At 69.9% G+C, this 24,405-nt stretch carries 27 protein-coding genes; 12 read left to right on the top strand and 15 right to left on the bottom strand.

Annotated elements, in window-relative coordinates:
• Nucleotides 1-216, top strand: a complete 216-nt coding sequence (locus VFK57_09220) for a hypothetical protein (GenBank protein HET7695874.1) — start codon at nt 1-3, stop codon at nt 214-216.
• Here VFK57_09220 and VFK57_09215 read toward each other — a convergent pair.
• From VFK57_09215 to VFK57_09175, 9 genes are read right to left on the bottom strand one after another with little or no spacing between them, the layout of a single operon-like run.
• The gene (locus tag VFK57_09215; protein HET7695873.1) at nt 213-851 is read right to left on the bottom strand and encodes an outer membrane beta-barrel protein; all 639 of its coding nucleotides are present in this window, start codon (nt 849-851) and stop codon (nt 213-215) included. The two genes, VFK57_09220 and VFK57_09215, sit on opposite strands and share 4 nt — an antisense overlap.
• Nucleotides 848-1,849: a matrixin family metalloprotease gene (locus tag VFK57_09210; GenBank protein ID HET7695872.1), complete on the bottom strand. Its 1,002-nt coding sequence runs from the start codon at nt 1,847-1,849 to the stop codon at nt 848-850. Before VFK57_09210 ends, VFK57_09215 begins: the two co-directional genes overlap by 4 nt.
• A complete protein-coding gene (locus VFK57_09205; protein ID HET7695871.1) occupies nt 1,846-2,403 on the bottom strand; it encodes a hypothetical protein in 558 nt (185 codons plus the stop codon). The genes VFK57_09210 and VFK57_09205 overlap by 4 nt, the downstream gene beginning before the upstream one ends.
• Nucleotides 2,404-2,419: 16 nt before the next feature.
• The gene (lpxB, locus tag VFK57_09200) at nt 2,420-3,583 is read right to left on the bottom strand and encodes a lipid-A-disaccharide synthase (protein ID HET7695870.1); all 1,164 of its coding nucleotides are present in this window, start codon (nt 3,581-3,583) and stop codon (nt 2,420-2,422) included.
• Between the two features lie 6 nt (nt 3,584-3,589).
• Nucleotides 3,590-5,770 carry a pitrilysin family protein gene (locus VFK57_09195; protein ID HET7695869.1) on the bottom strand — a complete coding sequence of 727 codons (2,181 nt, stop codon included), beginning with the start codon at nt 5,768-5,770 and terminating at the stop codon, nt 3,590-3,592.
• The gene (locus VFK57_09190; protein HET7695868.1) at nt 5,767-7,131 is read right to left on the bottom strand and encodes a pitrilysin family protein; all 1,365 of its coding nucleotides are present in this window, start codon (nt 7,129-7,131) and stop codon (nt 5,767-5,769) included. The genes VFK57_09195 and VFK57_09190 overlap by 4 nt, the downstream gene beginning before the upstream one ends.
• A 47-nt stretch (nt 7,132-7,178) precedes the next feature.
• A complete protein-coding gene (gene lpxD / locus VFK57_09185; protein HET7695867.1) occupies nt 7,179-8,216 on the bottom strand; it encodes a UDP-3-O-(3-hydroxymyristoyl)glucosamine N-acyltransferase in 1,038 nt (345 codons plus the stop codon).
• A gap of 28 nt (nt 8,217-8,244) precedes the next feature.
• The gene (locus tag VFK57_09180; protein ID HET7695866.1) at nt 8,245-8,934 is read right to left on the bottom strand and encodes a hypothetical protein; all 690 of its coding nucleotides are present in this window, start codon (nt 8,932-8,934) and stop codon (nt 8,245-8,247) included.
• Nucleotides 8,934-9,821 (bottom strand): hypothetical protein, encoded by an 888-nt coding sequence (locus tag VFK57_09175; GenBank protein HET7695865.1) that lies wholly within the window; start codon nt 9,819-9,821, stop codon nt 8,934-8,936. Before VFK57_09175 ends, VFK57_09180 begins: the two co-directional genes overlap by 1 nt.
• A 25-nt stretch (nt 9,822-9,846) precedes the next feature.
• Between VFK57_09175 and VFK57_09170 the strand changes: the two genes are divergently transcribed.
• Nucleotides 9,847-10,749: a deoxyribonuclease IV gene (locus VFK57_09170; GenBank protein ID HET7695864.1), complete on the top strand. Its 903-nt coding sequence runs from the start codon at nt 9,847-9,849 to the stop codon at nt 10,747-10,749.
• On the opposite strand, the gene amrA is transcribed toward VFK57_09170, so the two are convergent.
• A complete protein-coding gene (gene amrA / locus VFK57_09165; GenBank protein HET7695863.1) occupies nt 10,716-11,252 on the bottom strand; it encodes an AmmeMemoRadiSam system protein A in 537 nt (178 codons plus the stop codon). The two genes, VFK57_09170 and amrA, sit on opposite strands and share 34 nt — an antisense overlap.
• Nucleotides 11,242-12,102 carry an AmmeMemoRadiSam system protein B gene (gene amrB, locus VFK57_09160; protein HET7695862.1) on the bottom strand — a complete coding sequence of 287 codons (861 nt, stop codon included), beginning with the start codon at nt 12,100-12,102 and terminating at the stop codon, nt 11,242-11,244. Before amrB ends, amrA begins: the two co-directional genes overlap by 11 nt.
• On the opposite strand from amrB, the gene gatC reads away from it, so the two are divergent.
• Together gatC and gatA are read left to right on the top strand one after the other, a co-directional pair.
• The gene (gene gatC / locus VFK57_09155) at nt 12,101-12,397 is read left to right on the top strand and encodes an Asp-tRNA(Asn)/Glu-tRNA(Gln) amidotransferase subunit GatC (protein ID HET7695861.1); all 297 of its coding nucleotides are present in this window, start codon (nt 12,101-12,103) and stop codon (nt 12,395-12,397) included. The two genes, amrB and gatC, sit on opposite strands and share 2 nt — an antisense overlap.
• Nucleotides 12,394-13,836, top strand: coding sequence for an Asp-tRNA(Asn)/Glu-tRNA(Gln) amidotransferase subunit GatA (gene gatA, locus VFK57_09150; protein HET7695860.1), 1,443 nt, complete (start codon nt 12,394-12,396; stop codon nt 13,834-13,836). The genes gatC and gatA overlap by 4 nt, the downstream gene beginning before the upstream one ends.
• A 9-nt stretch (nt 13,837-13,845) precedes the next feature.
• On the opposite strand, the gene VFK57_09145 is transcribed toward gatA, so the two are convergent.
• From VFK57_09145 to VFK57_09135, 3 genes are all read right to left on the bottom strand, one after another.
• Nucleotides 13,846-14,145 carry a hypothetical protein gene (locus tag VFK57_09145; GenBank protein ID HET7695859.1) on the bottom strand — a complete coding sequence of 100 codons (300 nt, stop codon included), beginning with the start codon at nt 14,143-14,145 and terminating at the stop codon, nt 13,846-13,848.
• 55 nt (nt 14,146-14,200) lie between these two features.
• Entirely contained in the window at nt 14,201-14,455 is a 255-nt protein-coding gene (locus VFK57_09140; GenBank protein HET7695858.1) for a DNA-directed RNA polymerase subunit omega, read from the bottom strand.
• Nucleotides 14,456-14,576: 121 nt separating this feature from the next.
• A complete protein-coding gene (locus VFK57_09135) occupies nt 14,577-15,011 on the bottom strand; it encodes an Hsp20/alpha crystallin family protein (GenBank protein ID HET7695857.1) in 435 nt (144 codons plus the stop codon).
• A gap of 158 nt (nt 15,012-15,169) precedes the next feature.
• On the opposite strand from VFK57_09135, the gene VFK57_09130 reads away from it, so the two are divergent.
• From VFK57_09130 to VFK57_09100, 7 genes are read left to right on the top strand one after another with little or no spacing between them, the layout of a single operon-like run.
• Nucleotides 15,170-15,580 (top strand): Hsp20/alpha crystallin family protein, encoded by a 411-nt coding sequence (locus tag VFK57_09130; GenBank protein ID HET7695856.1) that lies wholly within the window; start codon nt 15,170-15,172, stop codon nt 15,578-15,580.
• 1 nt (nt 15,581) lies between these two features.
• The gene (locus VFK57_09125; protein HET7695855.1) at nt 15,582-16,400 is read left to right on the top strand and encodes a TIGR00282 family metallophosphoesterase; all 819 of its coding nucleotides are present in this window, start codon (nt 15,582-15,584) and stop codon (nt 16,398-16,400) included.
• Nucleotides 16,400-17,800: an exodeoxyribonuclease VII large subunit gene (gene xseA, locus VFK57_09120; protein HET7695854.1), complete on the top strand. Its 1,401-nt coding sequence runs from the start codon at nt 16,400-16,402 to the stop codon at nt 17,798-17,800. The genes VFK57_09125 and xseA overlap by 1 nt, the downstream gene beginning before the upstream one ends.
• A 4-nt stretch (nt 17,801-17,804) precedes the next feature.
• Entirely contained in the window at nt 17,805-18,047 is a 243-nt protein-coding gene (gene xseB / locus VFK57_09115; GenBank protein HET7695853.1) for an exodeoxyribonuclease VII small subunit, read from the top strand.
• The gene (locus tag VFK57_09110) at nt 18,044-19,009 is read left to right on the top strand and encodes a farnesyl diphosphate synthase (GenBank protein ID HET7695852.1); all 966 of its coding nucleotides are present in this window, start codon (nt 18,044-18,046) and stop codon (nt 19,007-19,009) included. The genes xseB and VFK57_09110 overlap by 4 nt, the downstream gene beginning before the upstream one ends.
• A gap of 4 nt (nt 19,010-19,013) precedes the next feature.
• Nucleotides 19,014-19,763, top strand: a complete 750-nt coding sequence (locus tag VFK57_09105; GenBank protein ID HET7695851.1) for a TlyA family RNA methyltransferase — start codon at nt 19,014-19,016, stop codon at nt 19,761-19,763.
• A gap of 26 nt (nt 19,764-19,789) precedes the next feature.
• Nucleotides 19,790-20,689 carry an NAD(+)/NADH kinase gene (locus tag VFK57_09100; protein ID HET7695850.1) on the top strand — a complete coding sequence of 300 codons (900 nt, stop codon included), beginning with the start codon at nt 19,790-19,792 and terminating at the stop codon, nt 20,687-20,689.
• On the opposite strand, the gene VFK57_09095 is transcribed toward VFK57_09100, so the two are convergent.
• On the bottom strand, nt 20,686-22,890 hold the full coding sequence (locus VFK57_09095; protein ID HET7695849.1) for a TonB-dependent receptor: 2,205 nt from the start codon (nt 22,888-22,890) through the stop codon (nt 20,686-20,688). The genes VFK57_09100 and VFK57_09095 overlap by 4 nt on opposite strands.
• 254 nt (nt 22,891-23,144) lie before the next feature.
• Between VFK57_09095 and VFK57_09090 the strand changes: the two genes are divergently transcribed.
• A complete protein-coding gene (locus tag VFK57_09090) occupies nt 23,145-24,128 on the top strand; it encodes a transposase (GenBank protein ID HET7695848.1) in 984 nt (327 codons plus the stop codon).
• Nucleotides 24,129-24,405 lie beyond the last annotated feature (277 nt).

Below are 24,405 nucleotides of genomic sequence, written 5' to 3'. Positions count from 1 at the left end.
ATGACCGATACACGACGTCCGACCGATCCCGGCCGGCAGGAGCCGCTCGTCAACCGTCATCCGCGGCATCAGGATCCGACGCGGCTCGACGAGGAGCGCACGTCCGATAACTCGACGGTCGACAACGGCGGCATCGGCAGCGGCGCACGGAAGGATCGCAGCCGCGACAACCCGACGCTGCCGGGCGATGACACCACCTCGAGGACGGAGATTTAGAAGCGGTAAATCAATCCGGCGTTGACCGCAGGCAGGACGCGGCGTGTGCTCTCGAATCCGGGACTCGTGCTGCGGACCGATGCCTGCGCGTCGACGCGGACGCCGAACCGGGGCGCGCCCGAGCCGAGCCAGATCTTCACACCGCCGCCGCCGTGCACTTCATTGCCCGTGGTCACTTGCGCGTTGTCCTCGTCGAGCTGGCGCAGGTACGCGCCCCCGCCGAGCAGGAACGGCACGATCCGGCCGGAGCCGAAGTGATACACCAGCGATCCGCCGAACAGGTAAGTCGAAGCGCTGCCGACCGCCTGCTCGGGCAGCGCGTTCTCGAAGTCGCTTCCCAGCGTCACCCGAAGCTCCGGCTGGAAGAACTGGAACAGCCCTTCGACGCCGACGCGCGATCCGAAGTTCACGCCCACCCGTGCATCCACGCCGGCGACGGATTTCACCCGCGAACTGGACGTGAAGAGCGTGATCGGGGAGCCGCCCGTGCTCGAGTTCGCCGTCTCCGTCGCATTGCGGCTGCCCGCCTCGTAGCCGCCCGTCCATGCGACGCCGCCGCTGATTTCCACTGATTGTGCCGCCGCCGATGCCGGGAACAGAAGAGCGGCTGCGGCGATGGCGCGAAGCCGATTCACTTCGCCACCACCTTGATCTCGACACTGCGTGACGTGCCGCCGCGCGGCACGGTGACCAGGCGCTCGTAGAACGCCGGCTTGAAATCGGCGTCCACCGTCAGCGACGATTCGAGAAAGCTCGTCACGTCGCCATCGTCCAGCGGTTCCGCCCGGAGCACGTACGTCCCCGCTTCAAGCGCGCCGATGACGAACGACCCGTCCTGCGAGAGCGAGAAGCCGCCGACCAGCTTGCCGGTCGCGGGACTGAAGGCGACCACGTGCGCGCCGAGCACGCCGGTGCCGTTCTTCGTCACGCGGCCGGCGATGCTGCCGGCCGACGTGCGGAACACGTCCGTGCCATAGATGTCGGCGATGCCGGCCATGTCGTCGGCTCTCGGCGCGCGGTTGACGACGCCGGCCGAGAAGGCAATCGGGAACATCACCGCTTCGGCCGAGATGACGCGCCGGCCGGTGCCGATCAACTCGGTTTCGCCGAGCATCGAATGGCCGAGGCCGAGCATGTGGCCGACCTCGTGCAGCACGATCGACTCGATGTCCTGCCGGCCGGGCTCGCCGCCGCTCGCCGCCGACCAGGCGAACAGCGAGTTGAAGAAGATGTCGGACTCGACGATCTCGCCGCTCACCGAATCGACCGTGAACGACGTCGAGCCGAGCACGCGATCGAGGTCGGGGCGGGCGGTGAACCCGAGCACGTTGGCGCTGTCGCCGGTGAGCGGGGCCGCGCCGGTGAACCCGACGAACTCCGACGAGAGCCGCACGTTCGGCACCGCCGCCCACGCCGCGAACGCGCGTCCGGCGGCGTCGCGCAGCTGCGCCGCGGTCACGCCGGGCACGTCGCGGTTGGTCACGAAGTAGCGGACCGGCAGCGTGTTGAACTTCAGGGTGATGAGCCGCCCGCCCTGCCGGACGCCGAGCTTCAGATACGCGAGGGCATCGGTCGAAAAGGCGGCGACCGCCAGCGCGACGGCGATCAGGAGTGCGGCGGGACGGCGGGTCATTTCGCGGCGCCCTTCGCGAGCACGCCGCGAACGATGTCGCGGAAGGCCTCGTAGGCGATCGGCCGGCGGGCGGCGGCGCCGCGCACCACCGGCTCGGACTCGACGCCGTCGCGCGACATCACCACCGGCGACGTCACCATGCGCTGCCGCGTCTGCGCGTTCTCGACGATGCGATAGGCCCCCTGGTTCAGACCGGCAACGAACGGCGCCTGTCCCGGAAGGGTCTTCAGGAACAGCACGACTTCTTCGCCGACGCGAAACTCGGGGGCGCCGAGGAAGATCGTCCGGTAGCGACCGAGCTCGCCGCCGGGCACGCGGAACGTGACGTAGTCGCCGAGATCCCCCTTGAGGTATTCGTCGGCCGCGACGGTGACGAAGGTATCCACGGAACGGCGGCCGTCGACGAACGCGGCGCGGACGTCGGTGACATGGCCGTGCACGATGATCGGCGTGGTGGTCACGAGCTCGCGGAACTCGATGGGAATGACGACCGTGGCGCGGAGCCCCGCGGGCGCCGCGAGCAGCAGCGCAGCAACGATGAGAAGACGACGCATCAGGGCAGTGTAGCAGTCATTGACGGCGGGCCGCGGCGCCGGCCCTGGCCGCCTCGATGACCGCTTCCGCCGCCCGGCGGCTCGCACCCGCGGATCCGAGCCTGGCGCGCACCGCCGCGAGATCCGCCTTCACCTTCGCGGCATGCGCCGGATCCGTGAGGACGCGCAGCGCCTCGGATGCTACCGCTTGCGGGGTGAACGCGTCCTGGATCAGCTCGGGTACGACGCGCCTGCCCGCGATGAGATTCACCATCGCATACGTGTCGACGTGCACCAGCGGCTTCCCGAGCGTATACGTCAGGGGTCCGACGCGATACACCACCACCATCGGGCAGCCGTGGAGCGCCGCCTGCACCGTCACCGTCCCCGACGCCACGATCGCGACGTCGGCGCTGGCCAGCACCGCATCGGTCTGCCCTTCGACAATCGCCGACTCCACGCCGATCAGATCGCTCAACGGCTCGAACAGATCGTCGTCCAGGTGCGGCGCGCGGGCGATGACGAACTGGACGCCGGGCAGCCTGGCGTTCACGAGTGCCGCCGCCCGCGTCATGTCGGGCAGGATGGCGCGCAGTTCGTTGCGGCGGCTGCCGGGCAGCAGGGCGACGACCGGCCGCGCCGGATCGAGCCCGTGCGCGCCCAGAAACGCCTCGCGCGCGACCGCAGGTCCGGTCAGCTCGAGCAGCGGGTGACCGACGAAAGTCGCGGGGACGCCGGCGGCGTCGTAGAACGGCTTCTCGAAGGGAAAGATCACCAGCACGCGGTCGGCGACGCGCTTCATCGTCTTCAGCCGGCCGCGCCGCCACGCCCAGAGCTGCGGGCTGATGTAGTACACCACCGGAATGCCCCGCTTGTGCAGCGCCCGCGCGACGAAGAAGTTGAAGTCCGGGAAATCGATCGGCACGAAGACGTCCGGCGGATCCGCCTCGGCGGCGCCGACCAGCGCGCGGTAGTTCTGCCACGACCGCGGGATCACGCGGAGCGCCTCGGTCAGGCCGGTCACCGACAGCCCGCGGAAGTCGCGGATGAGCGACGCGCCGGCGGCGCGGAGACGCTCGCTGCCGAATCCGGTGATGACCGCGCCGGGCTCCAGGGCGAGAATCTCGGACGCGAGCGCGCCGGCGTACAGATCGCCGGAGGGCTCGCCGCACGAGATCATCACGCGCAGGCGATCGGGCACGCGGCGCTAGCCCGGTCGGTGAAACAGCGCCGGCGCCAGCGGCACGTTGAAGCGGATGGTCTTGATGTCGCGCTCGATCGGCGAGAGGCGGCCGCGGCGCACGACCGTGTGGAACGGCACCTGGATGCCGCTGACGTTCCGGTAGTCGCTGTACACCTCTTCGCTCCGGCCGTCCGCGCCAGAGTCGTAGCGGGACTTCTCGATCAACCCGTTGGTGCGGTTGATCGACACGACCAGCGGCGCCATCCCGCCGCCGCTGATCTCGATCGCGCCCCACTGCGGGTCCTCGGCGTCGACTTCACGGACGATGAGCGTCCCTTCCGCGGCGCCGATCAGCACCCGGACGACGTCACGCTCGACCGCCGCGCGGATCGGTCCGCTCTCGCCCGCGTCGAGCTCCTCGGCGCCGCGCTGCGAATCGTGAACCCAGTACTTGCCGTCGGCAAACACCTGCGTCACCCGCCCCGCCGGGGTGTCGGCGTCGACGCGGAAGCGCCCCGGGTACTCGATGAAATTGAGGAAGTTGAAGGTCAACGGCTTTGCCGCCGTCGCGTAGGTCATCGTGCCTTCGACCCGGACGGTCTTGACGGCCTTCAGCTTCTGCAGGCCGCCCTTGGCGGCCACCGCTTTGTTCAGCAGCAACCTGGCGGCGTCCGCCTGATTGCCGACGTGACTGACCTGCAGCAGGCCTCCTCGATCGGACGCAGGCGCCTTCCCGCCGGCGGCCGCAGCCTTCCGGCGCAAGTCGGGCGACACCAGATCCAGGTCGGCGAGCGGAATGACCTCGAACGTGTCGAAGCCGACGCCGGGAAGCTGCCTGGTGATCGCCGCCGCGTCGCCGACCAGCACGATCGTCAGCCGGTCGGGATGCAGGTAGGCACGCGCGACGCGCTGGACGTCCTCCACGCGCACCGCGGTAACCCGCTCGCGGTAGGTCTGCAGGTCGTTCATGTCCAGTCCGAAGAACACCGCGTTGAGCACCTGCAGCGCGATCTGGCTGGGCGTCTCGATGGTGAGCGGGAAGGAACCGGTGAGATACTCCTGCGCCCCTTCCAGCTCGCGCTCGCCGACGCGGTCGCGCTGAATCTTCCAGATCTCGTCCACGATCAGGCGCAGCGTCTGGCCGGTGGTCTCCGACCTGGTGTTGGTCTGCGCCACCAGGTCGCCCGACTGCTTCAACGCGTTGAAGTCGGCGGACGCGCCATAGGTCAGCCCGCGCTCGGTGCGCAGCACGCGGAAGAGCCGGTTCGCCCCTTCTCCGCCGAGCACCTTGGAGGCGAGGTCGAGCGCCATGAAGTCGTCGTGCTTGCGCGGAATCGCGAGGTTGCCGGCGCGGATCTCGGTCTGCACCGCCCCGGGCCGGTCGATGATCACGAGCCGGCGGGTCGGCGGCGGCGGCGCGACGCTCTTCACCACCTCGGTCTCGGCCTTCACCCACTTGCCGAACGCGCGTTCGGCGCCGGCGAACGCCTCCTCGGCGGTCACGTCGCCGACGATGGCCAGGATGGCGTTGTTGGCGCCGAACCATTTCCGGTGAAAGGCCAGCAGATCCTCGCGCGTCAGCGCGGCAATGCTCTGCGGCGTGCCCGACTGCGGCCGTCCGTAGGGATGAAAGCCGTAGACCAGGCGGTCGAACACGGCGTTGGCGAGGAATTCGGGATCCTCGTAGCTGACCTGCATCCCCGACAACGACTGCTGCCGCTGGCGCTCGATCTCCTCCGGCGCGAACGCCGGCCGCTGCGCGACGTCGGCGACCATGTCGAGCGCGAAGTTCAGGCTGTCCTTCATCACCACCGCGTTGATGAAGCTGAGATCGGTGCCGGCCCCGGTCCCCATGGCGCCGCCGATCGAATCGATCGCATTGGCGATCTGCTCCGCCGTCTTCGTCGTCGTCCCCTGGTCGAGCAGCGTGGCCGCGAGAAACGCCACGCCCGGCTTGTCCGCCGGATCCTGCGCCGCGCCGGCGCGGACGATCAGCCGGACGCTGACGGCCGGCTGCTCGTGATGCGACACGGCGATGACCTGCAGCCCGTTGGCGAGCGTCTTCACCGCGTACGGCGGGAACTTCACCTCCCGCGCCGCAATCGGGCGTGGTGGACGCTCCGAAGGCCAGCTGCGGGTCTGTGCCGGGGCGGTCGACGGGCTGAGCGCGAGGAGCGAGGCGACGAGCGCGGCGCCCGCCCTCACCGCCGGCCTCCGTTCGACCCCTTCGGCAGGATCGTCAGCACGATCCGGTTCTCGGGGGTGAAGTAGGTCCGCGCCACGCGCTGCACGTCCGCGGCCGTCAGTCCGAGGAAGATGTCGAACTCTCCGTCCGCGGTCTTGATGTCGTCGTGAATCACCGCCGCGTGCCCGAGCTGGTCCGCCTTGCTCTGCACCGACTCGCGCCCGAGGATGTAATCGCGTGCGAACTGGTTCTTCGCCTGCTGGAGTTCGTTCGCCGAGATCGGCTCGTCGCGCAGCCGATCGAGCTCGGCGATCAGCGCGCTGGCCGTCTCGTCGGTCGTCTTCCCCGGCTGCACGATGGCGACCGCGAAGAACAGGTTCGGATCCTCGATGATGTTGCCGCCGCCGAACGCGGCCAGCGCGAGCCCCTTCTCGTATACCAGCTTGCGGTAAATGCGCGAGCTCTGCCCGTCCGAGAGAATCTTCGACGCGATGTGCAGCGGATAGGAATCCGGATGCCCGTCATGCGTGATGTGATGCGCCACGATCACGGCGGGCAGCGGCCATTCCTCGTTGACGGTGACGCGGCGCTCCTTGATCTGCTTCGGTTCCCGGGGAATGTCGCGGGGCACGGGCCTGTCGGACTTCGGCACCCGGCCGAGGTACTGCGTGACGAGCGCCAGCGCCTCCTTCGAGTCGAAGTCTCCGACCAGGACGGCGGTGGCGTTCGCCGGCACGTAGTAGGTCTGGAAGAACTCGCGCACGTCCTCGATCGACGCCGCTTCGAGATCCTTCATGCTGCCGATCACCGGATGCTTGTACGGGTGCGCGGTGAACGCGTGCTCCGCGAGGATCTCCTGCAGCCGGCCGTAGGGCTGGTTCTCGATGCGCATCCGCCGCTCTTCCTTCACCACTTCGCGCTCGGTCCTGAACACCGCCTCGTCGATGCGCAGCGCCGCCAGCCGATCCGCCTCCAGCCAGAGGACGAGGGGGAGGTATTGCGCCGGCACGGTCTCCCAGAACACCGTCGCGTCCTCGTTGGTGAAGGCGTTGCTCTGCCCGCCCACGCTCGAGATGTACGAAGGATGCCCCTCGGGCTCGACGTTCTTGGAGCCCTTGAACATCATGTGCTCGAACAGGTGCGCGAAGCCGGTCCGGCCGGGGCGCTCGTTCTTCGAACCGACGTGGTACCACATCTGCAGGTGCACGATCGGCGTCGAGTGGTCTTCCAGCAGCACCACCTTCATGCCATTGGCCAGCGTCGTCATCGTGTAATCGAGCTTCGGCGGCCGGACGGCCGCCTGGCTGGCGGGCGCGAGCAGGATGGTCAGCCCAGCCGCAGCGGCTGCGCACACGCGCCTGAAACGGTGCGGAAAAGACATCCCGAGGATTATCCCACGCTGGGATCCCAAGTCCGGCCGGACCGCGGCTATTCGCCAAGACGCTCTTCGAGCGCGTCGAGACGGCGCTGCAGATCGGCGACGGCCTTCTTCAATTCCGGCAGCCGCCGGAAGACCGCCGAGGACTTCAGCCAGTCGCGGTTGTCGATCGCCGGGTAGCCGGAGATCAGCTTCCCGGGCTCGACCGAGTTGGGAATGCCGGTCTGCGCGGTCGCCGTGACGCCGGCGCCGATCGTGAGATGCCCGGCGACACCGACCTGTCCGGCGAGCGTGACGCGATCGTCGATCCTGGTGCTGCCGGCGATGCCGACCTGCGCCGCGAGCAGCACCTGCTTCCCCAGCTTCACGCCGTGGGCCACCTGGACCAGGTTGTCGATTTTCGTACCCGCGCCGATGCGGGTCTCGCCGACCGCCGGCCGATCGATGGTCGTATTGGCGCCGATCTCGACGTCGTCTTCCACGACCACGCCGCCGGTCTGCGGGATCTTGTGATGCGCGCCCTGTTCGGTCCGGGCGAACCCGAATCCGTCGCTGCCGATGACCGCGCCATCCTGGACGACGACGCGATCGCCGAGGACGACGCGCTCGCGAATCGAGACGCGCGCGTGCAGCAGGCAGTCGTCGCCAATCACCGCCGCGTCGCCGATGGTGACGTGAGGAAACAGCATGGTGCGCGCGCCGATGCGGGCGCGCGCGCCGACGGTGACGAACGCGCCGATCGCCGCGTCCGGCGCGACGATCGCGCTCGGATCGATGCTGGCGAGCCGGTGCACGCCTGGAGGAATCGCCGGCGGCGGCGCGAACATCTCCGCGGCGCGCGCGAACGCCAGATACGGGTTCGCGGTCCGCAGCAGCGCGACGCCCGGCGGCGGCGACGCGTCGGCGCGATCCGCCAGAATCACCGCGGACGCCCGGGTCCCGCGGACGTGCGCCGCGTACTTCGGATTGACGAAGAACGTCAGATCCCCCGGCCCGGCCTCCTCGAGGGCGGCAATGCGGCGGATCTCGACGTCACCATCGCCGTCGAGCCGGCATTCGAGCCGCGACGCGATCTCGCTGAGCTTCAACGGCGGAAGTATAGCGGACCGGCGGGATTCATTTGATGGCCGATCGCTGGAAGAAGCGAGCGAACCGTTCGAGGCCGAGACGTTCGCCGATCGCGCGGACCCGATCCTCGCGATCGTCCGGCGGTTCGTCCGCCATCCCCCGCAGCGCCGCCAGATCGGGGTCGGCGCGCACCGACCAGGTCACACATGCCAGCCCCTGGCGCGCGCCTCGCAGCGAGAAGTAGTGACCGACGGTCCGCACCAGGAAGTAGTAGCCGAGCACGTTGGGGCCGGGCACGAGCACCAGCGCCGCGGAACCGATCAGCCCGATGCTGTCGATGACGAGCCAGAAGCGATGCCGCTCCCAGTCGCGCTGCAGCGATCGCTTGAGCAGCTCGCGCGCCTGCGGCTCGGGGACATCCTCGGGATGCACCAGGCAGGCGGCGTCCTTCCCGCGCAACTGCCAGAGCAGCCGCTGCTCGGCGATCCACCCGGCGGCCCAGCGGAGCGTTCGCGCCTTCAGGCGCGCGAGAAACCCCGCCGGCGCGTCCTCGTGCGGAGCGGCGCCGTGGTCGCGGTCGCGGGCGCGCTCGGCCTCGTCGAGCTGCTGGCGGATGCGGAGCCAGGTGCGACGGAAGAATCCCGGGGCCTGGTCGGCCGCGGCCTCTTCGGGCTCGTCAGGCTCCTCGCAATAGAGCTCGTAGCGCTCGGCCCCGACGGGGATGAGAAAGACGTCCACTAACGCTTGATCGGACGCGGCGCACGCGGCGGCGCCGCGACCGGGAGCGCCGGACGGCCGGCCTCGATCCACGCCGACGTGATCAGCGAGGCGACGGCGGTGACGGCGCCGGACAAGCGCTTCTCCATGATCGGCCCCGTCTTCTCGAACATCTGCGCGAAGTAGCCGTCGTCGTAGTGGGTGCGTCCGTTGACGGCGGCGAGATCGGCCGCGAGGATCGCGTCCACCAGCTGAAAGCTGTCGCTCAGCGTGGTGAACATGAAGGCCCGCACGTCCGCCACCGGCGCGGCGGGCGCGGGAGTGACTCGCAGGCGATCGCGGTAGCGGTCGAAAAGCTCGGTCTCGAAGCGCGAGTGGATGCCGTGCTGGTTCGTCAATTGCCCGTCGTAGTTGACCGCGGCATGGAACGGCTGATGCGAGTCGCCGACGTAATGCGACAGCACGGACGAGAACAGCTTCACGTTGTCGCGCGCGTAGGGGGCGGTCGGCAGGTCCTTGAACGCGGTGCGCAGCATGCCGTAGACCTCTTCCGTCCGCCACGGCACCGTGCCGTTCTTGATCACGAAGTCCCGGCCGCGAACCGCGACCGCTTCGTTGTAGTCGCGCGGCAGGTTGGCGAACGGGAACGGCCCGTACGCATCCATGTCGAGGAAGTGGCGCGGCGGTTCCTCGGTGAAGCCCATCGTCCGGTAGGTGTCGGGGTCGATGGAGTGCTCGACGAGCGCCACGCGGTTCGCCTGGAAGAACGGACGAATCTCCGCAGGCAACAGTTCAATGGCGCGATCGGTGATGAAGCGGTGGCCGTTGAAGCCCCACGCCTGGAGCGGCAGCGGCCGCACCGCGAACAGCGCCAGCGCGGCGAGCGCGACCGGAAGCATCTTGCGCATGGAAATCACAGGGTAGCATTTATCGATGCCGCGTCTGGGCGCACACCTGTCCATCGCCGGCGGCCTGCCCCGCGCGGTCGACCGAGCCGAGGCGAGCGGCTGTACGGCGCTGCAGATCTTCACCAAGTCGGCCGGCCAGTGGCGGGCGCGGGCGCTGCCGCCCGACGAGATCGCCCTGTTCAAGCGGCGCGTGCGGCAGACGGGCATCAAGCCGGTCGTCGCGCACAACAGCTATTTGATCAATCTCGCCGCCGCCGATCCGGCGCTGCGCGCCCGCTCGATCGAGTCGCTGTGCGACGAGCTCGACCGCGCCGAGGCGCTCGGCCTCGACGGCCTCGTGATGCACCCCGGGGCCTTCACCTCCGGCACGGAAGCCGAGGGGCTGCGGCTGATTGCCGACGGCCTGGCGCGAATCCTCGACGCGCGTCCCGACGCGCGCACCCGCATCCTGCTCGAGCACACCGCTGGTCAGGGGACGAATCTCGGGCACCGGTTCGAGCACCTCGCCGAGATCATCGAGCGGCTGCACGGCTCGCGCCGCATCGGCGTGTGTCTCGACACGTGTCACCTCATTGCCGCCGGCTACGACATCACCAGCGCCGCCGGATACGACGAGACCTTCCGCCAGTTCGGCCGCATCGTCGGGCTCGCCCGCCTGAAAGCGTTTCACCTCAACGACTCGAAGAAGCCGTGCGGCAGCCGGGTCGATCGGCACGAGCACATCGGCAAGGGCTGCCTCGGCCTCGACCCCTTCCGGCGCATCCTCAACGATCCGCGCTTCGCGAAGCTGCCGATGCTGCTGGAGACGCCCAAGGTCGACACCGCGGCGACGCGCCGCGCCAGCGACGTCGATCCGCTGGACAGGATGAACCTCGACGCGCTGCGGCGCCTGCTTCAGCCGCCGAAGACGACGGCGGCGAAGCGGTAGACGGTCGCGCCGCGCCGCCAGCAGTCGCGCGGCAGACCGGCCTTGTTGCAGGTCTGCGCGAGGAAGGTCTCGCGATCCATGTTCCACTCCGTCGCGACCTGCGGCAGGAGCAGTCCGCGCCGGGCGCCGTATTCGACGACCAGGCCGTGGCGGCCGATCTCGATCGCGGCCGGATCGGACGGGTCGATCGGCTCGAGCGGCCCGAGCACCGAGACCTCGACGTCCAGCTCGTCGAGCTCCGAGGGACGCACCGGAGGAAACCGCGGATCCTCCAGCGCGGCGCTCACCGCCACCCGCGCCACTTCCTCCGCCAGCGGGCGCCGGCACTCCAGGGTGCCGATGCAGCCGCGCAGCTCGCCGCGCTTCTTCAGCGTGACGAATGCGCCGGTCGCTTCGGGATAGTCCGTCCCTGCGGGCACGTCCGGTTGGCGCCCGGCGACACCGGCGCGGACCGCATCGCGCGCGATGTCGACGAGCGTGCGCTGCTGCGTCTCAGTGAACATCGCTGAACGTCCCCATGGCGGCGGCGAGATAGCCGACGACGCCGCTGTTGTCGCCGGAGATCTCCCCCGAGTGCATGTATTTCAGGACGCGCCCCTCCCGCGCGCCGCGCGATCGCGCCGCCAGCATCACGGCGATCGCCGGTCCGCCGCCGCAGGCCACGAAACGCCCGCGCTCCCCTTCCGGATACTGCTCGAAGAGACCGAGGAGCCGCTCGGGATCGAACGCGCGGACGCAGTCCTGCACCCGCGCGTCGTGTTCCATCGCGGCGCGCGCCGGCAGGTAGTGCGAGAGATCGGTGCTGGCGACGAGCAGTACGCGCCGGCCGGCGCCGATCCGTGCCAGCACGTCGGCGCAGGCCTCGATCGTCTCGCGGGTCTGATACGCCATCAGCAGCGGCACGATGGCCGCGTCCGGCAGCAGCCTTCGCACGAACGGCAGCTGCATCTCGAGCGAATGCTCGCGGCCGTGCGCCTGCGGCAGCGCCTGCACCACCGGAGACGCGTCGAGGATCTCCTGCGCCAGGGCGGCGTCGATGGGAGCCGGGCCGATTGGCGTGTCGAACGCGCCGGACGGATACACCGCGATCCCGTCGAAGCCGACGAAATGCGACGGGCCCAGCAGGACGACGGTGTCGAAGGGGCCGGCGGCGGCGGCGGCCTTGTACGCATGAGCGCCGACCGGTCCCGAGAACATCAGGCCGGCGTGCGGCGCGATGATCCCGTGGACGGTGCCGCGCGGCGCGGCGCCCGCTGCCGCGACATACTCATCGACGTCGCGCACGAGCGCGCCCGCGCTGCCCGGATACCACGTGCCCGCGACCGCGGCGGGCCGGATAGAATTGCTGGGCATGTCCGATATCCTCACCTCCGCCGACGTCGAGCGGATCGCGACGCTGGCGCGCCTCGAGCTGACCGCCGAGGAAACGGCGCGCTTCGCGCAGCAGCTGACGGCGATTCTCGCCTATGCCGACCAGGTTCAGCAGGTCGACACGTCCCCGGCTGCGGCACCCGCCGCGGCCGCCGCGCCGCGCATGCGCGAAGACGTCCCGGTCCAATCGCTCGACCGTGACCTCGTCCTCAGCCAGGCCCCCGCCGCCGACCGCGCCGCGGGCCTGTTCAAGGTGCCGCGGGTGATCGGCTCGTGAGCCTGCCGGACAACGCTTGCGAGATTCGCGCCGCTGTCGCGGCCGGCACCCTGTCCGCGGTTGAGGTCTGCCGCGACGCACTGGCCAGAATCGCACGAACCGATGCACGGCTGCACGCGTTCCTGCACGTGGATGAAGCCGGGGCGCTGGCTCGGGCGGAGGCGCTGGACCGCGATCGTCCGGCAAACGCGCCGCTGCTGGGCGTGCCGGTCGCGCTCAAGGACAACATCTGCACCGCCGGCGTTCGCACGACCGCGGCCTCGCGCGTGCTCGAGAGCTACGTGCCCCCGTACTCCGCCGCCGTCGTCGAGCGGCTGGAACGTGCCGGAGCCGTGGTGATCGGCAAGACCAACTGCGACGAGTTCGCGATGGGCTCGTCGACCGAGCACTCCGCGTTCGGACCGACGCGCAATCCCTGGGCGGACGATCGCATTCCGGGCGGATCGAGCGGCGGGTCCGCCGTGGCGGTCGCGGCAGGGATGGTGCCGCTGGCGCTGGGATCCGAGACCGGCGGCTCGATCCGCCAGCCGGCGGCGCTCTGCGGCGTGCTCGGGTTGAAACCGACCTACGGCCGCGTCTCACGCTACGGGCTCATCGCCTTCGGCTCGTCGCTCGATCAGATCGGTCCGATGGCGCGCTCGACGCGTGATCTCGCCGCGCTGTTCGGCGTCATCGCCGGCGCGGATCCGCGGGACTCGACCACTGCCGCGAATCCGGTGCCCGACTATGCCGAGCGCCTGGACGGCGATCTGAGCGGACTGCGCGTCGGCGTCCCAAGCGCGCTGCTCGCGCAGGGGGTCGAGCCGGGCGTGCGCGGCGCGTTCGACGCCGGCGTACGCGCGCTGGAAGCGGCAGGCGCCGTGGTGCGGGACGTCACGCTGCCGCACGCGTCGCTGGCCATCCCCGTCTATTACCTGGTCGCCAATGCCGAAGCCAGCTCGAACCTGGCGCGCTTCGACGGCGTCCGCTACGGCACCCGGGCCGACAGCGCCACGCTGCACGACGTCTACTATCGGAGCCGCGCGCGGTTCGGCGCGGAGGTGAAGCGGCGCATCATGATCGGCACCTTCGTGCTGAGCGCCGGGTATTACGACGCGTATTACGTGAAAGCGCAGCAGGTGCGCGCGCTCATCCGGCAGGACTACGATCGCGCGTTCGCCGAGGTCGACGCCGTCGCGCTGCCGACGTCGCCGACGACGGCGTTCAGGTTGGGAGAACGGACGGAAGACCCGCTGCAGATGTACCTGGCGGACGTGTTCACGGCGGCGGCGAATCTCGCCGGCCTGCCGGCGATCAGCGTGCCGTGCGGACTGACGCCGGAGCGGCTGCCGGTGGGACTGCAGTTGACGGCGCGCCCGTTCGACGAACCCTCGCTGTTCCGCGCGGCGCAGGCGATCGAATCGCGCCTGCCGATGCCGCGTCCGCCGACCGTGGGCTGAGCCCGGGCGTCAGGCCACGGCCGGACGCCGAGGCCGCACGAGCAGCCAGATCAGCGCGGCGACCGCAACCAGCGGCAGCAGGGGAACCGCGAGCACGACGCCGAACACCACCGCCAGGACCGTGCCGACGACGAAGAGAATCGGCCCGACGATCAGCATCACGATCGACACCACCAGCCACTTCACGAGCAGCAGCGGCAACAGCAGCAGCTTCAGCACGAGCTTCGCGAAGAAACCCACGACGACCAAGGTGACAAGGATCGCCGCGGCGGTGAAGACGAGCCCGGCGGCTGCGAGCAGGACAGACATGCAGACTCCCCTGGAGCGAGTTACGCCCGGGGAGTCCGAGAAGTTCCGGATGAGGTCAGACGGTGCCCTTGCCGAGGAACCCGGGCGGCACGGTGTACTGAATGACCTGCTGCCGGACTTCCTCCATGGCGAGGCGTTCGAGCTTGTGCGGTCCGGCGGGATGCCGCTCGACGCGCGGCAGCGCGCCCCGGCGCAACTGCTTGGCGCGTTGCGCCGCGACGTCGACGAACAGAAAACGGCTGGTGATCACCGGAGCCAGATCCGGCGCCGCCTCGGCGACGGGGTCTACGCCCTGAGACTCGTCAGTCATGGGGCCTAGTATATGGCCGATGAACGAGGAGCGAGGTTCGGGGGCGAGGTTCGAGGGGCGATCGATCCTCGATTCTCGATCCTCGATCCTCGCCCCTCGATGCTCGATGCTCGAACCTCGGTTACCGCGCGTCGACGTCGACGGTGATCTGCTTCGGCTTCGCTTCCTCGCGCTGCGGGACGCGGATCGTCAGCACGCCATCCTTGTAGCTCGCGTTGATGCGATTGGCGTCGACCGTCGCGGGCAGCGTGAACGAGCGGCTGAAGCGGCCGTAGGCGCGCTCGCTGCGGTGATAGGTGCCCTGGTTGGCGTCGAACTCCGCCTTCCGCTCGCCGGTGAGCGTCAGCACGCCGTTCTCGAAGGTGACGCTGATGTCTTCACGCTTCGTGTCGGGCAGTTCGGCCTTCAGCACGTACTCGTGGTCGTTCGTCTCGAAGATGTCCACCGCGGGCATCCAGGCACGGCCCACGCCGTAGAAGTCGTTCAGCATGTGGTTGAGCCGGTCGATTTCCATCGACGCCAGCTCGCGAGCGGGATTCCAGCGAACCAGTGTCATCGGGGTCCTCCTCATGAGAGAAATCATCACGAACGCAAGTATACGACCACTATGAGCACTTGTCAAGCACGTAATATGCGTGTCTAACACTCATATCAAGATATCACGATTATCCCCTGATTTTCGGGCCCTTCCGCCGCGAGTGCTAAAATCGCCGGATGGCCCGCGTCTACGTCGAACGCCGCGACCTGCCCTCCCACCTCCGTCGCCTGCTCGAGCAGACCCGGGCCGCGGCGGAATGCACGCCGCCGATGGACGTGCTCGAGACCGCCGGCGGCCTCGAGATTCGCCTCGACGTGCCTGGCGTCCGCGCCGCGGACATCGACATCGTCTTCGCCGACAGCGTGCTGCTGATCGCCGGACAGAAGCTGCCCCACACCTGCGAGCACGCCGACGCCGGCTTTCACATGGCCGAGCGCGCCTTCGGGCGCTTCGCGCGCGCCATCCGCGTCGACGGCGCCTTCGACGCCGGCCGGGCCGCGGCGACGCTGAATGCCGGCGAGCTGCGCGTCACGCTGCCGCGGATCGAGGAACGCCGCGGCGCACAGATCCGCATCCCGATCCGCTAGCATGCGCATCCTGTTCGTCGGCGACATCTTCGGCAAACCCGGACGCGAGATCGCGCGCCGCGCCATCCCCGCGCTGATCGAGCGCGAATCGCTGGACTACGTCATCGCCAACGTCGAGAACGCCGCCGCCGGCTTCGGGATCACCGGCGACATCGCCGACACGATCCTCGGCTACGGCGTCGACGCGATGACCACCGGCAACCACGTCTGGGACAAGAAGGAAGTGCTCGACTACATCCCGCGGCAGCCGAAGCTGCTGCGCCCGGCGAACTTCCCCGCCGCCGCGCCCGGCCGCGGCAGCCATCTGGGCCGCACCCGCAGCGGCGAAGCCATCGGCGTCATCAACGTGATGGGGCGGATCTTCATGCAGCCGCTCGACGATCCGTTCGCCGTCGTGCTGCGGGAGATCGACGCGCTCCGCGCCAAGGCGCGCGTCATCATCGTCGACTTCCACGCCGAGGCGACCTCCGAGAAAATCGCCATGGGCTGGCACCTCGACGGCCGCGTCACCGGCGTCTTCGGCACCCACACGCACGTGCAGACCGCCGACGAGCGCATCCTCCCCAAGGGCACCGCCTATCTCACCGACGCGGGCATGACCGGGCCGCACGACTCGATCATCGGCGTGACCACGGAGATCGCGCTGTCGCGGTTCGTCACCGGCCTGCCGGCGAAGTTCGAGTCGGCGACCGGGCCGGGCCGCCTGAACGGCGTGATCGTCACCGCCGATCTCGCCACCGGCCGCGCGACCTCGATCCAGCGGCTGACGCTCTCCACCGCCGACGTCGACGCGCTGGCGCCGCAGACCGCGGGACGGTAATGGACCTGTTCGACATCCCGTTCGAGGAGGAAGACGAACCGGTGCGCGAGGCGGCGCCGCCGCCGGTCCGCCGCGTCTACACCGTCAGCGAGTTGACCTCCGGCATCCGCGCCCTCGTCGAGAGCACGTTCGGCGAGGTGTGGATCGAAGGGGAGATCTCCAACTGCAAGGTGTGGAATACCGGCCACATGTATTTCACCCTCAAGGACGGCGCCGCGCAGATCAAGGCGGTGATGTTCCGGACCGCCGTGCGCTACCTGCGCTTCAAGCCCGAAGACGGCCTGCACGTCGTCGCGCGCGGGCGGCTCAGCGTCTACGAGCCGAAGGGGGAATACCAGATCGTCTGCGAGCACATGGAGCCGCACGGGCTCGGCGCGCTGCAGCTCGCGTTCGATCAATTGAAGAAAAAGCTGCAGGCCGAAGGGCTCTTCGACCGCGCGCGCAAGCGGCCGCTGCCGGCGCTCCCCCGGCGCATCGGCATCGTGACCTCGCTCGACGGCGCGGCGCTGCGCGACATTCTCAAGGTGCTGCGGCGCCGGGCCCCCAACGCGAGCGTGCTGATTCGTCCGGCGCGGGTGCAGGGGGACGACGCGGCGGCGGACGTGGCGACGGCGCTGCGCATGATCGCGCGTGAGCCCGGCGTGGACGTGATCATCGTCGGCCGCGGCGGCGGGTCGATCGAGGATCTCTGGGCCTTCAACGAAGAGCGCGTGGCCCGCGCCATCGTCCGCTCGCCGGTTCCGGTGGTGTCGGCGGTGGGGCATGAGACCGACGTGACGATCGCGGATTTCGTCGCCGACCTGCGCGCGCCGACGCCGTCGGCCGCCGCCGAGATGGTCGTGGCGGCGAAGGATGAATTCTGCAGCCGGATCGAGCGGCTGACCGGCCGGCTCGACGCAGCGGCGAGAGCCGACCTGCAGCGGCGCCGGACCACCGTCCATGTGCTCGGCAGCCGCCGCGGACTGGCCGGATTCCACGCCCGCCTGGCGCTGCGCGGCCGGCACGCGGCCGAGCTGACGCATGCGCTGCGGCATGCGGTCCGCGCCTCGCTCGACGGGCGCGCGCGGTCGTACCGGCTGCTGCGGCAGCGCCTCGAGCAGCGCGATCTCGCCCGCCACCTCGCGTCCATGCGCGCGCGCCTGACCGCCGGCCGCGGCAGATTGACCGCCGCCGCGGGGCGCGACCGCCACCGCGCCGACGCCCGTTTCCGGGCGCTCGCCGGCCGGCTCGAGAATCTCAGCCCCCTCGCGGTGCTCGGCCGGGGCTATGCTGTCTGCTGGAACGCCGACAAGACGGCGATCGTCCGCAGCGCGGCGTCCGTCAGTCCGGGCGAGACGGTGCAAATCACGCTGGCGAGCGGCGAGATCGCGGCGACCGTCGAACGGCGTTCGCCGGAGTGACACGATGGACCCCACAATCAAGGATTTCGAGTCGGCGATCGCGGAGCTCGAGACGATCGTGAAGACGCTCGAAGACGGCGACCTCGCGCTGGAGAAATCGCTGGCGCTGTTCGAGCGCGGCGTGGCGCTCTCCCGCTTCTGCCATGCCAAGCTGGAGGAAGCCGAGCGGCGCGTCGAGATTCTGAACGACCGCGGCGAGATCAAGCCGGCGCCGGCCTCGCTTGCCGGCGACGACCGATCGCGGTGAGCGCCCCTTCGCACGACGCGGCGAACCCGGCCGGCGATCTGCGCGGCTGGCTCGAGGCGCGGCGCAACGACGTCGACGCGGCGCTCGAACGGTTCCTGCCCTCCGCGCCCGCCTGTCCGGCGCGGGTCGGCGAGGCGATGCGGTACAGCCTCTTCGCCGGCGGCAAGCGGCTGCGGCCGATCCTCGCGCTCGCCGCGGCGGAAGCCGCCGGCCGCGCGCACGGGCTCCATGCGGACGAGGCCCGCGCCTTGTCCCTTCCCGCCGCCTGCGCCCTCGAACTGATCCACACCTACTCGCTCGTGCACGACGACCTGCCGGCAATGGACGACGACACCCTGCGGCGCGGACGGCCGACCAATCACGTCGTCTTCGGCGAGGGTCAGGCGATTCTCGCCGGCGACGGACTGCTCACCGAAGCGTTCGCGCTGATGGCCCGCGAGCCTGCCGAACCGGCGCTCGCCGCGCGCAAACTGCACGCGATCCGCGTCGTCGCCGACGCCGCCGGCCCCTGCGGGATGGTCGGCGGCCAGGCCATCGATCTCGAGGCGGCGGGATCGGGATCGTCGTTCGACGCGGAAGGGCTGCGCGCGATGCACGCGCGCAAGACGGGCGCCCTGATCCGCGCGTCGGCGGCGGCGGGCGCGATCATGGCCGGCGCGACGGCCGCGCAGGTGCAGGCGATCGAGCGCTACGCGTCCGAGCTCGGGCTCGCGTTTCAGATCGTCGACGACATCCTCGACGTCGAAGGGGCGTCCCAGGCGCTCGGCAAGACCGCCGGCAAGGACGCCGCCGCCGGCAAGCCGACCTACCCGGCTCTGTACGGTCTCGACCCGTCCCGCCGAATGGCCGCCGACTGCGTGGAGCGCGCGATCGCCGCGCTCGACGCGCGGCGGGATGCCGCGGATTTCCGCGACAGCTACCTGCCGGCGATCGCCCGCTGGGTGATTAGCCGCACCAACTGACGTCGTGAAGAAGGCCGCTTCGCGCCTCGACGCCGCTCTGGTCGCGCGCGGCCTCGCCGCCTCGCGCGAGCGCGCGCGGGCGCTGATCCTCGCCGGCCGGGTGCGCGTCAACGGCGCCGTCGTCTCGAAGGCGGGCGCGCCGGTGGACGGCACGGCCGACATCACGCTCATCGAACCGGACCACCCCTACGTCGGCCGCGGCGGCGTGAAGCTGGCGCACGCGCTCGACGTCTTCGCCCTCGACGTCCGCGGCCGTCTCGCGCTCGACGTCGGCGCATCGACGGGCGGCTTCACGGACGTGCTGCTCCGCCGCGGCGCGCGGCGGGTCGTCGCCCTGGACGTCGGCCACGGACAACTCGACTGGCGTCTTCGCTCGGATCCGCGCGTCGCGGTGCTCGAGCGGGTGAACGCGCGGCTGCTCACGCCGGCGCAGCTTCCCGAGGACGCGCGAGCCTTCGACATCGTGACGATGGACCTGTCGTTCATCTCGGTGCGCCAGGTGCTGCCGGCGATCGTCCCGCTGCTCGCCGGCGGCGCCGACCTGGTCGTGCTGGTGAAGCCGCAGTTCGAGGCCGGCCGCGAGGAGGTGGGCAGGGGCGGACTGGTGCGCGACACCGCCGTGCACTCGCGCGTCGTCGAGGACGTGTCGGCGGCGGCGGATGCGCTAGGATTGACCCGCATCGCCATGACCGAGTCGCCCATCACCGGCACGGAGGGGAACCGCGAGTTCTTCCTCCATCTCCGGCGGCATTGACCGTGAGCGCCGAGCGTCCCTGCCCCATGACCCGCGTCGGCCTGACGGCGAAGCGCGGGCTCACCGCGGCGTCAGGCGTCATCGCCGAGCTGGCGGGGTGGCTCGAGGCCCGCGACGTGCGGGCGGTATTCGAGGAGGAGACCGCGCTGCTTGCCGGCGTGCCGCCGGACCGCCCGACGGTGACGCGCGACAACCTGCCGCGCGAGTGCGACCTGATCGTCGTGCTCGGCGGCGACGGCACGCTGATCGGCATGGCGGCGCGCGTCGCGGCGGCCGACGTCGACGTGCCGATCCTCGGCGTCAACTACGGCAGCCTCGGTTTCCTCACCGAGATCACGCTGCCGGAGCTGTACGACGCGCTCGAGGCGACCCTCGAGGGACGCGCCACGCTCGAACCGCGCAGCATGCTGACGGCGCGGACGGTGCGGCAGCACGGCGTGTTCGCCGACCACACCGTCCTCAACGACATCGTCATCACCAAAGGGGCGCTGTCGCGCATCATCGAGATCTCGGTCACCGTCGGCGAGGCGCCGGTGACGCGCTTCCGCGCCGACGGGCTGATCATCGCGAGCCCGACCGGATCGACGGCCTACAACCTCGCCGCCGGCGGGCCGATCGTGCACCCCGCAGTCGACGCGATGGTCCTGACGCCGATTGCGCCGCACACCCTGACCAATCGTCCGGTGGTCATTCCCGGATCGTCCCAGGTGCACGTGCGGCCGATCATGGATGCGCGCGACGAGGTGTTCGTCACCTTCGACGGGCAGCGCGGCTTCGAGCTCCACGAGAACGATCTGATTACCGTCCGCCGCGCGCCGCGCCCGGTGCGCATGGTGAAGTCGGCGCGGCGATCGTATTTCGATCTGCTGCGCGAGAAGCTGCAGTGGGCGGCGAGTCCGCGGCCGGAACGTGACGGGCGCGACTAGAACCTGACGACGGCGCTGAGGCTCGCGGAGCGGCCCGGCGCGGGCACGAAGCGCGGATCCGGACTGGCGTAGTAGGTCTCGTTCAGCAGGTTGCGCGCGTATCCCCGCAGCTCCACTTGCGGGGCGAGCCGCCAGCCGCCGCCGAGGTCCAGCAGGGTGGCGCCGGGCGCGGCGATCTCGCTCGGCCCGGGCCGCGTGTCGTCCGCGAACCAGGCGATGCGGAGCTGGGCGTAGCCGCGGTCCTGGATCTCCTTGCGCAGCGCGCCGCTGAGCGTCACCGGCGACACGTCATCGAGGTTGGCGTCGTCGTCGAGCGCCCGTCCGCGCGCGATCTGCGCCCCGGCTTCGATCGAATACCCGCGCCCGACCTCGGACCGCGCCTCGACCTCGAACCCGCGCAGCCGCGCGCGCCCGCGGTTCCTGAAGAAGAAGAAATCGGTCTGGGTCGAATATCGCTCGATCAGATCGGTGATGCGGTAGTCGTAGAAGTACGCGGCGACCTGCGTGCGCGCGACGGTGTAGCGGGTCGCGAAATCGAACTGCAGGCTCGTTTCCGGCTCCAGATCCGGATTGCCGGTGATGAATCCGCGTCCCGACGGACCGCGGAAGTAGCGGTCCGACAGGACGGGATCGCGGAAGCCGCGCGACAGCTGGGCGGTGACGCTGAATCCCTCGTAGGGTCCGAGCGTCACGGCGCCGAACCCCGACCCGGCGGTGTTCGCCGTCGACCGATCGCCGAAAGAGCCGCCGGTGTTGCGGGTGGTCACCCGATCCGCCCGGACGCCGCCGGACACGCGCGCCATCGGGCCGAGCGCCGTTTCGGCTTGCAGGTACAGGCCGGCATCGACGCGGCGCGCGTTCTCGACGGAGACGGTGGTGGTGTCGGTGGTGAGCGCGCCGCCGACGGCGTAGGCCTGGGTGATGTCGAGCGCCTCGAGACCGAAGCGGCCGTTCACGTCGACGCCGAATTCGATGCGCGCTCCTCCGGCCAGACGCTCGGCGGTGCCCTTGACGTGGAAGTCGTTGGCTGACACGTCCGCGCGCTCGATGCTGCGGCCGGTCGTCGCCGTCGGAAACCGATCCTGATCGGTGCGCTGCTCGTAGCCGCCGAGAAATCCGGTGAAGGCCACCTGGCGGAAGCCGCCGACGTCGGGCAGCTTGTACGACGCGGTGAAGCGATGCGAGTTCTCGAACGGGTAGTAGAAGCGCACCGTCCGCGAGTTGTTGCGCGGCCGCTCGAAGTCGCGTCCGAAATCGCTCTGCCAGGCGCCGGACAGGATGCCGCGGCCGACGGTGTGCTGGGCATTGACGAGAAAGCCCTGATCCTCCCAGCCGGAGTTGAAGACGTCCGTCTCCGGGCCGGCGTAGTCCTCGGCGTTGCGGACGTGCGCCTGGACCAGCACCCCGCCCCGCGCGAACCCCTTCGCGACTTCCACGGAGCCCCGCGCTTCGGGGATCCCGGTGCCGAACGTGCCGCTGATCGTCGTCCGCAGCGGCGTGCCCGGCGCGGCCTGCCGGGTCCGCACGGAGATGACGCCCCCCAGCGCGTCCGATCCGTAGGCGACGGTGCCGGGCCCGCGAGCGATGTCGATCCCTTCGATCACTGAGGGGTCCAGGAAGGTTCCGCTCGGCCCGACGCGCCGTTCCGCGGTCACGCGGCCGCCGTCGATGAGAAACAACGTCCGGCCGCGCGCGAGCCCGCGCACCGCGGGAACCGACGCGTGCCCCTCGGCTACCTGATTGAGTCCGGGCACCGTTTCGAGCGCCTGCATCAGGTTTTCAGGATTCCGCTGCGACACCTGGGTTGCGGACAGCACGGTGGTCGCGGATGCCGGCGCGGTCGTGATGCTGGGCGCCGCGCCGAGCACGGTGACGGCCTCGTCGGCCAGCGATTTGATGCGTATGGTCGTCGACCCGTCCTGCAGGGCGTCGACGATGACCGGCTGCGCGACGGCGCCGTCGGGGAGCACGATGATCAACTGGAACGGCACGGCCGGCGCCGGCGCCCAGTCGAAGCGGCCGTCCGTGTCGGTCTGCGCGGACCCGTTCACGCCGACGATCGATACGGTCGCGCCGGCGACCGGGCTCTCGCCGGCGCCGCTGACGACGCGTCCCTGAAACCGGGTCGGCGTCTGAGCCTCGGCATCGGCGCCGAACGACAGGAGGCTCAAAGACATGGCATAGAGCAGTTTCACGGTCATTCTGCGTGAAGGGATTCTACGCAGGCCCCGTCGTCTACTACCACCGGTCGTAGCGCCGTCCGCTGCCGTGGTGCCGTGGTGCCAGGTCTGCGAACGTGCGCCTACCAGTGCCAGGTCTGCGAACGGGCGCCTGCCGGTGCCAGGTCTGCGGACGGGCGCTTATCGGTGCCAGGTCTGCGGACGGGCGCTTATCGGTGCCAGGTCTGCGGACGGGCGCTTATCGGTGCCAGGTCTGCGAACGGGCCGCAGCTCGGGTGACTGCGGTTGACGCTTCCGCCGCTGACGCTGACGAGTCCTTCGATTTGCGGCGTATTTTGCGCCAGCCGACTTGGCGCGATTCTGGACTGACGGACGGTATGTCTCGACCTCTCCGCATCCAGCGTGCCGGCCTCATCTACCACGTAATGTCGCGCGGCAATAACAAGATGCGCATCTTTCTCGACGATCTCGACTACGCGCGGTTTGTCTCGATTCTGTCGGACGTGCGTGAGAACTACCGGCTGGATCTTTGGCTGTACTGCGTGATGCCGACGCACTATCACGCCGTGTTCCGAACGCGCTGCCCGAACCTGTCGGGCGCCGTCCGGCAACTGAACGGCACCTACGCACAATGGTGGAACAGACGTCACGGACATGTGGGACACGTCTACCAGGCGCGCTTCAAGGCGCAGATCGTCGAGGCCTGCACCTATCTCGTCCGTCTCTGCCGCTACGTACTGTTGAATCCCGTGCGCGCGCACCTTGTCTCACACCCTGGAGGGTGGCGATGGAGCAGTTACCCGGCGCTTTGCGGGACGGCGTCAACGTGCGTTGACGTCCCGTCGCTGCTCACCGCGATCGATCCCGATACGCGCCTTTCATTGGCGCGGCTCCTGGAGTATGTGGATGACCAGGGCGACGAGGAGATGGCGGCGCTGGTCCGGAGCGATCGGCGCGTCATCGGCAGTGACGAATTCGCGCGGCAGTTCTCGGCGGAGGCTCGGCGCGCGTCACGAGAGGTCCCCGCGCGCGAGCGGCGGATTGGGACCCCCCCGTTGGTAACGCTGCTGGCGGATGCGCTGACGCGCGGAGCGGGTCTGCACGGCGGAATCATCGACGCGTTCGCCGCGGAGTACTCGATCAAGGAGATCGCGGAGTGCGCCGGACTGTCCGCCCGTTCCGTCGGGCGCCTCGTCCGCGCGAATGCGGCGGGCGCCCAGCGCGATACCGTCGTTGCAGCGGTTGAAAGCCAGCCCTGACCCCTTCGTTTCGAGACCTGACCCCGCCTGCTTTGTAGACCTGACCCCCAGGTGCGCCCGTTTGTAGACCTGCCTCCTCCCTGGTGCGCCCGCTTGTAGACCTGACCCCGGTGGGCCCATCTGCAGACCTGACCCCCGGTGCGCCCGTCTGCAGACCTGAGCCCCGGTCCGCCCGTCTGCAGACCTGACCCCCGGTGCGCCCGTCTGCAGACCTGACCCCCGGTGCGCCCGTTTGCAGACCTGACCCCCGGTGCGCCCGTTTGCAGACCTGACCCCC

It is taken from the genome of Vicinamibacterales bacterium, assembly GCA_035699745.1.
In the GTDB taxonomy this organism is placed as follows: domain Bacteria; phylum Acidobacteriota; class Vicinamibacteria; order Vicinamibacterales; family 2-12-FULL-66-21; genus JAICSD01.
Note: the sequence above shows the minus strand (reverse complement) of the source record. Positions and strands in the feature narration are given on the sequence as shown.

Excerpts from the sequence above, each read along its gene's own strand:
- VFK57_09175 (HET7695865.1), bottom strand. The coding sequence starts at position 9,821 with ATGCGCAAGATGCTTCCGGTCGCGCTCGCCGCGCTGGCGCTGTTCGCG.
- amrB (HET7695862.1), bottom strand. The coding sequence starts at position 12,102 with ATGCCCAGCAATTCTATCCGGCCCGCCGCGGTCGCGGGCACGTGGTAT.
- VFK57_09140 (HET7695858.1), bottom strand. The coding sequence starts at position 14,455 with ATGACTGACGAGTCTCAGGGCGTAGACCCCGTCGCCGAGGCGGCGCCG.
- VFK57_09100 (HET7695850.1), top strand. The coding sequence starts at position 19,790 with ATGACCCGCGTCGGCCTGACGGCGAAGCGCGGGCTCACCGCGGCGTCA.
- VFK57_09220 (HET7695874.1), top strand. The coding sequence starts at position 1 with ATGACCGATACACGACGTCCGACCGATCCCGGCCGGCAGGAGCCGCTC.
- VFK57_09095 (HET7695849.1), bottom strand. The coding sequence starts at position 22,890 with ATGACCGTGAAACTGCTCTATGCCATGTCTTTGAGCCTCCTGTCGTTC.
- VFK57_09190 (HET7695868.1), bottom strand. The coding sequence starts at position 7,131 with ATGTCTTTTCCGCACCGTTTCAGGCGCGTGTGCGCAGCCGCTGCGGCT.
- amrA (HET7695863.1), bottom strand. The coding sequence starts at position 11,252 with ATGTTCACTGAGACGCAGCAGCGCACGCTCGTCGACATCGCGCGCGAT.
- gatC (HET7695861.1), top strand. The coding sequence starts at position 12,101 with ATGTCCGATATCCTCACCTCCGCCGACGTCGAGCGGATCGCGACGCTG.
- VFK57_09170 (HET7695864.1), top strand. The coding sequence starts at position 9,847 with ATGCCGCGTCTGGGCGCACACCTGTCCATCGCCGGCGGCCTGCCCCGC.
- VFK57_09145 (HET7695859.1), bottom strand. The coding sequence starts at position 14,145 with ATGTCTGTCCTGCTCGCAGCCGCCGGGCTCGTCTTCACCGCCGCGGCG.
- xseB (HET7695853.1), top strand. The coding sequence starts at position 17,805 with ATGGACCCCACAATCAAGGATTTCGAGTCGGCGATCGCGGAGCTCGAG.
- VFK57_09130 (HET7695856.1), top strand. The coding sequence starts at position 15,170 with ATGGCCCGCGTCTACGTCGAACGCCGCGACCTGCCCTCCCACCTCCGT.
- VFK57_09210 (HET7695872.1), bottom strand. The coding sequence starts at position 1,849 with ATGACCCGCCGTCCCGCCGCACTCCTGATCGCCGTCGCGCTGGCGGTC.
- xseA (HET7695854.1), top strand. The coding sequence starts at position 16,400 with ATGGACCTGTTCGACATCCCGTTCGAGGAGGAAGACGAACCGGTGCGC.
- VFK57_09135 (HET7695857.1), bottom strand. The coding sequence starts at position 15,011 with ATGACACTGGTTCGCTGGAATCCCGCTCGCGAGCTGGCGTCGATGGAA.
- VFK57_09205 (HET7695871.1), bottom strand. The coding sequence starts at position 2,403 with ATGCGTCGTCTTCTCATCGTTGCTGCGCTGCTGCTCGCGGCGCCCGCG.
- VFK57_09125 (HET7695855.1), top strand. The coding sequence starts at position 15,582 with ATGCGCATCCTGTTCGTCGGCGACATCTTCGGCAAACCCGGACGCGAG.